This window comes from Candidatus Pantoea communis, assembly GCF_011752685.1.
Classification (GTDB): domain Bacteria; phylum Pseudomonadota; class Gammaproteobacteria; order Enterobacterales; family Enterobacteriaceae; genus Pantoea; species Pantoea communis.
This window is the reverse complement of record NZ_VWXC01000043.1, coordinates 1-11,787: the sequence shown is the minus strand read 5'-3', so window position 1 is coordinate 11,787 and position 11,787 is coordinate 1. Positions and strand designations below refer to the sequence as shown.

The window sequence follows — 11,787 nt, the reverse complement described above, 5'->3', positions numbered from 1 at the left end:
CAGGCGTAAAGGCTGTGGGTGGTGATATCGAGACGTGTTGCAACGCTGGAAACAGAATGACCACGCTCAACAACCTGTTTGACTGCTTCAATTTTAAACTCTGCAGGATAACGCTTACCGCTCATGGACACCTCTCTTTAAGTCATCTTAAATGACTCAGAGGTGTCTGTTAAACCCGTGGCGATTCAGCCATGACAGTGATGGGAAAACTGACGGATTGGATGGAAGACTATAATAACTGGCATCCCCATAAAGGGCTGAAAATGCAGTCCCCCAGGGAATACAGAAGTTCGCTGCTGGCTATAAATTAACCGCGTCCGTCTTAGCGGGGGCAACTCCATCACAGCGCATCGAAGCTGGAGAAGAAATACCTGAGCCGTGTAAGCTGCTGTTAAAGCTCTCCATCCCATCAACTACCGAGAAAGCGCAGGAAGGCGTAGCGATGCTGCGTGCCACCCTGAAGCGAGGTAAATCATGAGCAGGCACGCCTAAAACCAACCCAATGGCGATGATTGCTCTCAAAGCGGAGCGGGGTATGTTCGCAACGCAAAAAATCAATAAGTTCTGCTTTACGTTTCAAAGTGTGAATTTGACTTGCACTTTACCGGTAACATCTTATTTTCAGAAGGTACGCTCAATACACACAAACTGAAGAGGGATATTTATGGCTAAGCATCATTTTCTGAAATCACTTGAAATTACAGCAATTGTAATTTTCGCGCTGGTATTGGCTTACTTAGCTATTACCGGAATCTTATCATCAATGGGCATTGATCACTCCTGGGCTTACCCTCACCGATAAGTAAATCAAGCACTAGGGAAATCAAGAAAAAATTAAAAATAAACTAATTAAACTATATGGCCGACATCTCAAATAGTGGGGTTCGGTTGCACAAATCGAACTTCCTCGCCGTGGGGCAGCAGTTACTCCCTTTGCTCGAATCTGGCGACTGCTACCGGCTAATCCTCAGGCCGTGGAAAGAAAAACGTAGCCTTTCACAGAACAGCCTCATCCATATGTGGTTTGGCGAAATCAGTGAATACCTCATCTAGTTTGGTCGTATCGACGCCACACCTGATTGGGTAAAGCGCAACCTCAAACGCACTTACCTTGGCTGCGAAGAGATTACCTATACCGACTTCGTTACCGGCGAGAAAGTCACCTCCTATGAACCACGCCATACATCCAGCCTTGATACAGGAGATATGCACTTCTTCCTCAATCAGGTTGAGCAGTGGTGCGCGCAGTTCCGGCTGGCGCTGACCATTCCGCACGGTAGCGAATATCAAAAACTAAAGGACAATCAAAATGCCTAAGAAAACATGGTCAGATAAGGATCTGGCTTACATCGAGCGCGTCGCCGGAAAGGTTCCTGTGCCCGTTATGGCAGCCGCGATAAATAAATCGGTGTCAGCTGTTACAGGTAAGGCCCACTCGCTTGGGCTAAAGCTGAAGGTATCAGAAATCATCTTCAATAAATATTGGCCCGATTACGCGCATAAGGATCGCACAGACGAAGCGTCATAATTCACCACGTTTTCTCTGTAATAGCTTTAAAACTTCCGGGTCCGTATGAATATGAATTAGGGCCAGATGTTATCATGTGGAGAAAATCTGATGAAATCAGGACTTGAAGCAGGTTTCGTTGCCTTGGTGATTGAATCAGTGAATCCAGAGAATGTCGGCAAGTCTGTAACATTACTGAGTTGGTTCGAGGCTGGAGAATTTTTTAACGCTCAAGATGGTACCCGTGGACAAATGCCCTCTAACACAGGCGGCTGGCTGTGTGTCGGTGACATTGTATGTGTTGGCAAAATGTACGTCTCGCTAAGAGATTTCAGAAATTATGGCTGGTGTATTTTCCCATCCATATACCTTATGCCGCTCAAGGGCGACGACGTCAGATATTATGATGACCGCAATAAGGAGAGGTGCAATGCCTGAAGAAAGGAAAGCACCAAAGGTGCGTAAATGTCGAATATGCAAAAAGCGCTATAAGCCTCTTACTCTTTATCAGTGGTGGTGTAGCGAAGAGCACCAGGACGAACTGATAAAGCAACTCACAACAGCAGCCAGAAAGAAACGAATACAGCAGCAGGAGCAGGTCAGGAAGATAGAAGCACAGCAGGAAAAACGTCACCTCAAGATCCGCAAGTTAGCACTTAAGCCCCTCAGCCACTTTCACAAACAAGCTCAAGCCGCCTTCAACGAGTTTATCCGCACACGCGACGCCGACGATCCATGCATAAGCTGCGGTCGCTTTCACGATGGAAAATATGACGCTGGTCATTACCGCACTCGCGGGGCATCGCCGGCCACACGTTATGACGAAACCAACTGCCATAAGCAGTGCGTTCCCTGCAATCAACATCTCTCAGGAAACATCGAAAACTACACGCCAAACCTGATTAAGAAAATCGGGCAGGATGCTTTCGATCTCTTGATGGGCCCGCACCCGGTGGTTAAGTGGACGCGTGAAGAGTTGCAGGAACTAGCGTCGCACTACCGGCAGAAAACCAGAGAGCTAATAAAGCAATCAGAGGCGGCATGACCTGGTTAACCAGATTACTCAGCCGGGTTTACCCCTATCAACCCATCCAGATACTGAGTAAGCGTCCCCAGCTGCCCGGCAAGCCCTACAAAAATCACCAGACGGAGAAAGAAATGATCGCCGATTACCTTCGAGAAAAATGGCGGTTGCTCAGAATGTACCGCTCACGAAATACCTTCCCGGTCGATTACCGAATTATCAAGCACATCGCCAAAATCATGGGGATGAAACATGCGCATTGAACGAGACTTCCAACAAATCGTCAGGCTTGCGGGTGTGCGCAGCGCTGCCGACATGCGACGATTGTTTGGTAATGGAAGGAAGACCATCAATTCATCGCAACAGGCATGGGTTCGCCACATGCTCACAGTGTGGGGTCAGCATCTGGGTAATGAAGATTACGATCGCGGAGAAGTAAACGTTATGGGCCGCCTTATGATGCGTTGCGAATGGAGTGAGCAGCAGGGCAGACAGATTGAGAAAATCGTGTCAGAGCTTCATTGTGAAGGTTTGCGCGGCGAAGAGTTATTCCGCAAAGCCCGTGACCTGCTAATCCCTCAATCAGCAACGGCAAGCATCATTGCTCTAGCCAAAGAATCAGATGATGCTGCCTTTGTTGAATTAGTTATGGTGAAAACATTCGGTAAGGACAACCCGATTAAAAACATAGCCAGATTACGATATTGCAAACGCAAGAGCGTGCAAAACATCGGTGCATCCATGATCTATTTCACGGGTATCAGCACTAAGGAAGCCCGCGACAGAATGGAATGGGTGCTGGATATTCTTGAGGGGGAAATGTTTTATGCGATCAAACGCGAAATGGAGAATTTAATTCCCTAAAATAAGGAGTGAAGAGAATTGATGGCACGAATAGCTAAAGACAAAGGGCATGCGACCTGGCATATTCACTTTACGCTCGGGAAGCAAAGCGGACTGAGCAGTTCCATCATAAGTGAGTGATTAAAAGCGCCACGGTTACCAGCCGTAGGTGTTTTTTTTATTTACTAAAATCATATAGTTTCAATCGAATGCTAAATTCTCTTAGCTACAACGAATCCCCCTGAGCGGAGGGGCAGAACAATCGAAGTGCGTTAACATGCGGGTGTCGTTGATTGTTTACGAGCCTACCGGGAGGCACCCGGCGCTGTAGCGACTATAATGCTTTCGTTGTCTGCTGGCTTAAATCATCCTTTGATAGTAATCCGGCATGTCAATTAATCCGCCGTTAGCTTATTGGAAAGAGCGCTGGCTCTAATGCCAGAGGACGGGGTTAAATTCCTTGACGGCGGACCTCTCCATCTCATGAATGCCTGAAAAAACGTATAAGCGTCAGGTGTCAGGTCATATAATTAAGATAAAAAACTTCACTTAAGTAATGCTTAACTATATGCTGGGTTTAATGCGGTGAATCACGTCTAGCGGCGTGGCAACAGTCAAAGCTCTGGAGGGCTGTCTGAGCAAGCGGGTAAGGGGACTGTACCTTACTCACCGTCTAACGAGCGGCACCGCAGATAAGCCATAATGCTTCAGCAAAGCATGGCTCACTTCGGTGGGCCTTTTTGAAAAAAAAGATCCCGAAATGATAAGTTCCGGGATAAAAATTCAAGTTTCTTCAAGAGATTGGGTAGTACCCGCTGAGTAATATACGCGTAATCAGTTCAAATACCTTAAGCACATTCTTAATCAAAGCTTTTGACGTCGTTTTTTCGAATTCCTGACGTTATACATCGATGATTCTGTCAGGCGGTAAATTCAGTTAGCTTATTCCGGATTTGTGCCAGCACGGCTTAACTACGATATTGATAGATGGAAACTACTTAGCTCTCCTGTACGTTGTAAAACACTATCAATGTTGAAATGCTGATGAATGCAGCTAGTATTGATTGTGTATCATCTCAATGCGCCACATCTAACGATGGATTGTTACCCAATCATTGACGATAAACGGGCGCACCAAATTCAGGGCACTACTCAGGTGGTGCCTTTTTCAATTAAGATTCTTGACTTCAAAAAAAGAGTTTTTGTTAAAAATAAATCGACTGATGTGTTTCATTCGCTAGTCCAATCTTTCATCTCGCATATCAGGCCGGAAGCCCCTTCTCAACCGAAGGGGCTTTTTGTTTGCGTAAAGCTTCCTAGGGTTCCAATGAGGAATACGCGATCGCCAAATGCGTCAGGGTTTATTATTTTTGTCTTATGTTCTAGATTGTTATCAATGCGGTGAATCCCTCTAAGCGATGGGGCGACAGCTATCACTCTCCTGAGTGGCAACAAGCCTAATAGCGGGTAAGGCTGGCTGGACTTACTCACCGGGAGGCACCCGGCACCGCAGACATTTTCAAAGTCGGAACGAATCCCCCTATGCGGCGGGGCATCAGCTAAGAGCCAACGCAAGTTTGCGGATGAAGGTAGCTGTACTTCATTCACCGGGAGGCACCCGGCGTTCCGGCGACCTGCTAATATGAGAATATTGCTATGAATCCCCCTAAGCGGAGGGGCTAAGCCACAGGGCACGTGAAAGACTGAAGCGATTCAGATTGTGACTTTTCTGAATCACCGGGAGGCACCCGGCATAGCAATTTCTAATGCATAGCCACCCTACCTGTGCTGAAGGACATTTTTCAAAACTTCACTCTGGGAAGGGAAGCCTAATTCCGGGTTGGGCTTATTGGATTTATTCAGTTGAAGCCCCAGGCGTCAAGTCAACCTGCTATTATGAAATCATTGCTATGAATCCCCCTATGCGGAGGGGCGACAGCTGCACTCCCAGAATCGGTCTCAAGCGGTAAGTATTAGCTGGTACTTATCACCGGGAGGCACCCGGCATAGCAATCCCCAATCTGATTATCTAAAGGCTCGCTCTGGCGGGCCTTTTTTTTGCCTCTTCCAGTCAGTGAAAACTCACCGAGTTTTCCTGAGTTTTAGCGGGCGTCCCTTCTCCTGACTATAGACAGCACCGACCCAATGGGAGGTGTGTATGAGTATCGATATGAGCAAAATTGCCACGGGCGCTGCTTACGGCGCTTCCTCGGGCACAATTGCTGTTGGATTGCTAACCCGATTAAGTCCTGATGAGTGGAGCGCGGTTGGTGTTCTTGCTGGCATCGTGGTCGCGGTCATCACTATTGGAATCAACTGGTATTACAAACGCAAGGCCACTCTGGCCCCTAACGTTTCCAATTGCATTTTCGGGAATTACCAGCGTAGTGGTATCGAACGGGGATGGAGTAGTTGGCAATCTTAATATGAACGTACTAAACGCACTTAGAACTTCCGGCTTTGACTGTCGGGTTTATAACTACGGTGGAGCACAGACTGGAGCTGTCCGCATAAATTATATTGCTACAGGCGTTGTAAATATTTAAGAGGTTTTTATGTCAGAAGAAATAATTGAAAATCAGCATGAGGTAAGTGGTGGTGATGCGGGAAATATAAAGTATTACTATGCTGGTCAAGGATTTTACTCAAGCGATGTAATTGCCACAGCAATAGTAAATGGTTTCACGATGAACGACCTGATTGAAATTAGTAGGGAAGATTATAACGCCTGGTTTAGCCCTCCAGAAGGTAAATACGGAGCATGGGTTGATGCTAGGCCAGTTATAATTGATATTCCCAATCCGGATTATCAAGAGATTGCAGAATCGAAAAGAAAAGCACTGCTCGATGAAGCTACACAGGCAATCACTGTAGGGCAGACCAAGCTTTTGATGGGACGCAAACTGAGCGGTGATGAAACTGAATCACTAAATGCCTGGATGGATTACATTGACGCTCTGAACGATACCGACATCAGTGTTGCACCTGATATACAGTGGCCGACAAAGCCAACTCCTTAAAAAAGCCCTGGCGACGGGGCAGATATGTACCGCGCCCGTCTTGAAGCAGACTACGGGGTGGGTGATTAAAGGTTAGTCGCTCACACTGATCCCCTCCACCTAAATTCGTTTTACCGTGCCTCCCCCCCATGCAACATGCGTAAAAAAGCACGCTCAGTGGCGGGCAAAATGTTTCATGGCAGGATTAACCTGCAAACTCGTACGCTAACGCGCAACATCTTGTATGCGTGTAGCTCTCTTAGGCTAAGACTGTGTAAAGTACAGTGATGTGGGAATGCTCTTACAGGTTGTGAGGTTAGGATTGTTCTGTGCTAGAGCATAAAAAACCCGGCACGGTGGCCGGGCACTGACTAACTCTGTGGCTGACCAACCGGGCCTTTGCCCAGCGGGCCGCCAGGTGCTGATTCGCCGCTTGGTGCATGCGGTCGACCATCATGGCCTACTGCAGGGCTTTCATGATGGCATCCTGCCAGCGTCACAAGGCCTGTAATAATGATTAATCCGCTTAAAAACTTCTTCATAATTTCCCCAGTCCATGAAAACAACGGTATGTTGCTAATAAAGCTTAGGTTTTCAAAATCATTTGTCAAAATCAGAGCAATTAAAAAAGTAAATTTCGTTATGCGCCAAGGGCTTTACAAAAACCTCACGTTAACGATCTTGATAAGCTTCTTTTTACAAACAATACTGTACGTACATACAGTATTGTTGGGTGGGAATGACAATGCCCCGTGACTACGAAATTAAGATGGCCTTCAGACAGGCGCTAAAGCGTGATGCAGAGGGCCGATTCACAATCAGTACAGTGGACTTTGTTGCAGTGCTTAAACGTTATAAGTGGGAGTATTCCCTGAGTGAAGCGAATAAGTGGATTGAAACCCACACTACAACGTTCCGGGACATTTCACCTACAAACGGTGAGGAGCGCGTGTTTCAGGTTTTCAATCCCAATGGTGGAATGTGATGTTCGCGCTGGTTGATGTGAACATGTGTTATGTCTTCAGCGCAACATTCGCCCGGCGCTAAATGAAAGCAGGTGCGATCCTCATCGACTTTTTTAGCCAAGGCATTTCACAGCTCAATCTCTTTTACGACCACAAACCAAAGGCCAGCAGTGAGGTGTTTATTAGACGGCCTTAACCAGAGCGGGAAGGGGAAAAATATGGTTCGCAGGACAGGATACTCAGAAAGCGTGGGCAATGAAGCGAGAAATGTTGTCCCCGGCGTACACCACTCGATATTAGGATCTGCTGGCTGCGAGGTGACTCTCCCGGTTCAGAAATTGATGACAACCAGCAGTACCTGTTACCTGGTTGAGTGGAACGGGCGAAGTTGCATCGTAGACGAGAAGCGTCGACCGCAGAATGGTGACGCTGTTCTGTTGGATCTGTTAGGAAATTACGAATGGGGGCATGCCTATCTGCATCCCAGCCGCATCATCACCGATGACGGCCTGACCCTGGATGATGACCTGATGGAGGATGTGTCCGTGGTTGGAGTGGTAACGCACGAGGTTACTGCAATACACGAACAGGATGGGTCACCAATTTAATGCTCAAAATAAAAAGCCCGGGAAACACCAGTCACCCGGGCGGCAACAATTTATGCCAAACATTTCCATTAAGAGTAAGAGCATGACCTCAACTACGGGGAAGCAGTCAGGACTTAAGAAGAATAGTATGCCTTTTACTTTTTGCTTTAAGACCAATCAAAAATTCACTCTTCCTGAAGTGATCTAGAATGATTAAGACAATTCTCATTTCCGGAGTGCGCCATGAAGGATGAAAAGTATTTTGAAAATCTCCACTCACGTGTAATTGGTGTGTTAGGCGGGTCTCTTATGTGCATTCTTGAAGAGCAAAAAGAGCTTACCAAAGATTCTCTGATTGAGGTTGTTAAACAAAATTTTGCTGGGGATGACTATCACTTGGCTGTAGATGTCGTCCTAGACTTGCTCCGTCAGCACAATAGTTGAATGACTTCTGTGCAAAATTGACCGAGGCAAAGTTATCCCGGGAGCAAATATTTTGCCTCGAATTGATTGATTCCCGATGGGAACCGGAACGAATTGAAAATAGCTTGAGGACAAAATTGCCAGAGTGTGCAAAAAAAAGCACAGGATGCCCCTTTAGTTCAGCCTGTGCGGAGAGTTCAGCGTAATCTTTTATAGTTTTTTTCATGGCCTGCTGTAATGGGTCGAGTCATCACAGCATGGGACTCCAGTGTGCTTGCATCAGAAACACAACAACTACTAACAAAACCGTAGTGATACCTGGCAGCAAAAAATATCGCATTCTCGCCTCCACGTTTTCGACAGTACCACTTCAAATCTAGTCTATTTACGCAAAAAAGCCTGCGCTCCGAGTGAGATGAAGCGCGGGCAATCTTTGGGGGAAACTATCGAACCTTCTGGTTTGTATTCATCATGCTCTTTCCTACGTTAATTAATGTGATCTGAGCCGCTTGGACGAAAAAACCCGCTTCCAAAAATGGAGCGGGCGTTAAATTGGAGTTTGTAACGTACAACATCACATCACTAATGTTGAAGGGAAAATGTAACACTCTTACAACAAAATTAGGTTCGTTAAATTAGCTGATTACAGTGTAATAATCTGAAAATTAGGAACAAAAATTAACCTTTGTAAGTAAAGTGTTAATTCTGGAATTTAATAAGAAATATTAGGAAGTGTTAAGTTAATTCTTCCCTGTGAGCCCAAACAAAGTTGTAACCGTTTTTGGCACAAAAAAGTCGGAGCAATGGAGTTCGGCCGGCAATATTTAAACGCCTGACTTATCAATGGAGTGATGGTAATCCCGAGGAGAACTGGTACGCCCTTATGTTGAAGGTCGTCCTTGGATAATCCAGTTATAAAACACAAAAAAACCCGCGCAGAGGCGGGTGAAAATTCGTTCAATGAGAAATTCTCTTTTCGTACGCATAACGCTTGCTGCGTGTATATGAATACGTCGCTATTATAGCAATAGTTTCTTGAACGTTCCGAAAAGTTCCATGATAAGAATTTACTGATGGGAGTAAGGAATTGCGTTCCGTTTCTGAAGTGATAGTCACACATCATAAAAAAGCCCGGCACTGATGGCGTCCGGGCTGCACAATGGGTGCGAATCATGATCAATCGGAGTTTGTCGATAGTACAGGTAGTTCGGTGTCAGTCGCGTTTGTCAGCGCCAGTGATATAAGACTTTAATTCACAATTCGGGTTGTCCGCTCTACCCGTCATGCGGTTTCCTTAAGGTTCCCACACCGAAAAGGATTACAGCATGCTGAGCAGAGAGGACTTTTTCATGATAAAGCAAATGCGCCAACAGGGTGCTTACATTGTCGATATCGCAACACAGATCGGATGTTCCGAAAGAACCGTCAGGCGATATCTCAAATACCCTGAGCCCCCGGCCCGTAAAACACGCCATAAAATGGCAAAACTCAAGCCGTTCATGGATTACATCGACATGCGGCTGGCGGAAAACGTCTGGAACAGCGAGGTCATTCTCGCCGAAATTAGGACGATGGGGTACACCGGGGGGCGCTCTATGCTGCGCTATTACATCCAGCCCAAACGTAAAATGCGGCCCTTAAAGAAAACCGTGCGCTTCGAAACTCAGCCCGGTTACCAGCTGCAGCACGACTGGGGAGAAGTGGAAGTCGACGTGGCTGGGCAGCGATGCAAGGTGAACTTCGCCGTCAATACGCTGGGGTTCTCCCGCCGCTTCCACGTCTTGCCGCGCCAAAACAGGACGCTGAGCACACGTACGAGTCGCTGGTGCGCGCCTTCAGTTATTTTGGCGGCAGCGTGAAAACCGTGCTTGTCGATAACCAGAAAGCTGCCGTGCTGAAAAACAGTAACGGCAACGTGGTGTTCAACGCAGGCTTCCTGCTGCTTGCCGACCACTATGGCTTCCTGCCGCGGGCGTGCCGCCCTCGCCGGGCCCGTACCAAAGGTAAGGTTGAGTGGATGGTGAAATACCTCAAGGAAAACTTCTTTGTCCGCTACCGGAGGTTCGACAGCTTTACCCACGTCAATCAGCTCCTGGAACAGTGGATGGCAGATGTCGCTGACATGCGCGATCTTCGCCAGTTCCGGGAGACGCCTGCGCAGCGCTTCGTTGTCGAACAAACGCATCTGCAGCCGCTGCCGGCAACCGACTTCGATACCAGCTACTTCGATATCCGGCATGTGGGATGGCTACATCGAGGTTGGCGGCAACCGCTACAGTGTGCCCGAGTCGCTGTGTGGCCATCCGGTCTCGATCCGGATCTCGCTGGATGACGAGCTGCGGATCTACAGCAACTAAAATCTGGCCGCGACCCACCGGCTCAGCGAGGCTTCATCGGGCTGGCAGACAGTGCCGGAGCACCATGCTCCGCTGTGGCAACAGGTCAGTCAGGTAGAGCACCGGCCCCTGAGCGCGTATGAGGAGCTGCTGTGATGTACGAACTGGAAACACTGCTGAACCGGCTGAAAATGGAACACCTGAGTTACCACGTTGAAAATCTGCTTGAGCAGGCAGCGAAGCAGGAACTGAACTACCGGGAGTTCCTGTGTATGGCGCTGCAGCAGGAATGGAACGGACGGCACCAGCGGGGAATGGAATCCCGGCTGAAGCAGGCGCGCTTGCCGTGGGTGAAAACGCTGGAGCAGTTCGACTTCAGCTTCCAGCCGGGCATAGACCGAAAGGTCGTCCGTGAGCTTGCAGGTCTGGCGTTCGTGGAGCGCAGTGAAAACGTGATCCTGCTGGGCCCGCCGGGCGTGGGGAAAACGCATCTGGCGGTCGCGCTGGGAGTAAAAGCCGCAGATGCGGGCCACCGGGTGCTGTTCATGCCGCTAGACAGGCTGGTTGCCACGCTGATAAAGGCGAAGCAGGAAAACCGACTGGAACGACAGCTGCAGCAGCTGAGTTATGCGCGGGTGCTTATCCTGGATGAGATAGGTTATCTGCCAATGAACCGTGAGGAGGCCAGTCTGTTCTTCAGGTTGCTGAACCGTAGGTATGAAAAAGCGAGCATCGTTCTGACGTCAAACAAAGGGTTCGCTAACTGGGGCGAGATGTTCGGAGATAACGTGCTGGCGACGGCGATCCTGGACCGTCTGCTGCACCACTCAACGACGCTGAACATAAAAGGAGAAAGCTACCGGTTGAGAGAAACGCAAGGCCGGGGTGCTGGCAAAAAGCGCAACGCCAATCAGTGATGATGAAATGGTGGAAAGCGGACAGCGTTAATGACCAACAGCGGACAATGAAAATGGCGAAAAGGGGGTGCGGACGATTTCCTGGACTCTCAGGAGATAAGTTATGTATTCCGAAGCGGATCGCCTTCGTGCAATCGAGCTGTACTTTAAATATGGCAAAAAGATCGTAGCCGTTGTTCGTGAGCT

11 protein-coding genes, 1 tRNA gene and 6 pseudogenes are annotated in these 11,787 nt (G+C 48.1%); 17 read left to right on the top strand and 1 reads right to left on the bottom strand.

Going from position 1 to position 11,787, the window contains the following annotated elements; genetic code table 11:
- Positions 1 to 125 (bottom strand): transposase (locus F3J37_RS27440; RefSeq protein ID WP_166936498.1); only part of this gene is annotated, 125 nt, incomplete at its 3' end.
- A 63-nt stretch (positions 126 to 188) separates the two neighbouring features.
- Here F3J37_RS27440 and F3J37_RS27435 point away from each other — a divergent pair.
- From F3J37_RS27435 to F3J37_RS28070, 17 genes and pseudogenes are all read left to right on the top strand, one after another.
- Positions 189 to 311: pseudogene (locus F3J37_RS27435) on the top strand (integrase core domain-containing protein); the annotation flags it as partial.
- 547 nt (positions 312 to 858) lie between these two features.
- Positions 859 to 1,317, top strand: a pseudogene (locus tag F3J37_RS28315) (YbcN family protein).
- Positions 1,310 to 1,528 (top strand): hypothetical protein, encoded by a 219-nt coding sequence (locus F3J37_RS27430; RefSeq protein WP_034830617.1) that lies wholly within the window; start codon positions 1,310 to 1,312, stop codon positions 1,526 to 1,528. Before F3J37_RS28315 ends, F3J37_RS27430 begins: the two are co-directional and overlap by 8 nt.
- A gap of 90 nt (positions 1,529 to 1,618) precedes the next feature.
- Entirely contained in the window at positions 1,619 to 1,945 is a 327-nt protein-coding gene (locus F3J37_RS27425; RefSeq protein ID WP_034830615.1) for a hypothetical protein, read from the top strand.
- Positions 1,938 to 2,552, top strand: coding sequence for a recombination protein NinG (locus tag F3J37_RS27420; RefSeq protein WP_034830613.1), 615 nt, complete (start codon positions 1,938 to 1,940; stop codon positions 2,550 to 2,552). The genes F3J37_RS27425 and F3J37_RS27420 overlap by 8 nt, the downstream gene beginning before the upstream one ends.
- Positions 2,549 to 2,794 carry a YlcG family protein gene (locus F3J37_RS27415; protein ID WP_034830612.1) on the top strand — a complete coding sequence of 82 codons (246 nt, stop codon included), beginning with the start codon at positions 2,549 to 2,551 and terminating at the stop codon, positions 2,792 to 2,794. Before F3J37_RS27420 ends, F3J37_RS27415 begins: the two co-directional genes overlap by 4 nt.
- Positions 2,784 to 3,395 (top strand): hypothetical protein, encoded by a 612-nt coding sequence (locus F3J37_RS27410; RefSeq protein WP_052127590.1) that lies wholly within the window; start codon positions 2,784 to 2,786, stop codon positions 3,393 to 3,395. Before F3J37_RS27415 ends, F3J37_RS27410 begins: the two co-directional genes overlap by 11 nt.
- Before the next feature lie 379 nt (positions 3,396 to 3,774).
- Positions 3,775 to 3,845, top strand: a tRNA-OTHER gene (locus F3J37_RS27405).
- Positions 3,846 to 5,532: 1,687 nt separating this feature from the next.
- Positions 5,533 to 5,799 carry a class II holin family protein gene (locus F3J37_RS27400; protein WP_080748214.1) on the top strand — a complete coding sequence of 89 codons (267 nt, stop codon included), beginning with the start codon at positions 5,533 to 5,535 and terminating at the stop codon, positions 5,797 to 5,799.
- Positions 5,762 to 5,920 (top strand): hypothetical protein, encoded by a 159-nt coding sequence (locus F3J37_RS28640; protein ID WP_435653434.1) that lies wholly within the window; start codon positions 5,762 to 5,764, stop codon positions 5,918 to 5,920. Before F3J37_RS27400 ends, F3J37_RS28640 begins: the two co-directional genes overlap by 38 nt.
- A 9-nt stretch (positions 5,921 to 5,929) precedes the next feature.
- A complete protein-coding gene (locus F3J37_RS27395) occupies positions 5,930 to 6,394 on the top strand; it encodes a tail fiber assembly protein (protein WP_052127589.1) in 465 nt (154 codons plus the stop codon).
- Positions 6,395 to 7,420: 1,026 nt separating this feature from the next.
- Positions 7,421 to 7,638 (top strand): annotated as a pseudogene (locus F3J37_RS28600) (DUF4113 domain-containing protein); the annotation flags it as partial.
- A 41-nt stretch (positions 7,639 to 7,679) separates the two neighbouring features.
- Positions 7,680 to 7,946: a hypothetical protein gene (locus tag F3J37_RS27385; protein WP_080748213.1), complete on the top strand. Its 267-nt coding sequence runs from the start codon at positions 7,680 to 7,682 to the stop codon at positions 7,944 to 7,946.
- A 222-nt stretch (positions 7,947 to 8,168) separates the two neighbouring features.
- Complete coding sequence (locus F3J37_RS27380; RefSeq protein WP_034830605.1) at positions 8,169 to 8,369, top strand: hypothetical protein; 201 nt, start codon at positions 8,169 to 8,171, stop codon at positions 8,367 to 8,369.
- 1,304 nt (positions 8,370 to 9,673) lie between these two features.
- Positions 9,674 to 10,840: pseudogene (istA, locus tag F3J37_RS27375) on the top strand (IS21 family transposase).
- A pseudogene (gene istB / locus F3J37_RS27370) lies at positions 10,840 to 11,632 on the top strand (IS21-like element helper ATPase IstB). The pseudogenes istA and istB overlap by 1 nt, the downstream one beginning before the upstream one ends.
- Positions 11,633 to 11,704: 72 nt before the next feature.
- Positions 11,705 to 11,787: pseudogene (locus F3J37_RS28070) on the top strand (sulfite reductase); the annotation flags it as partial.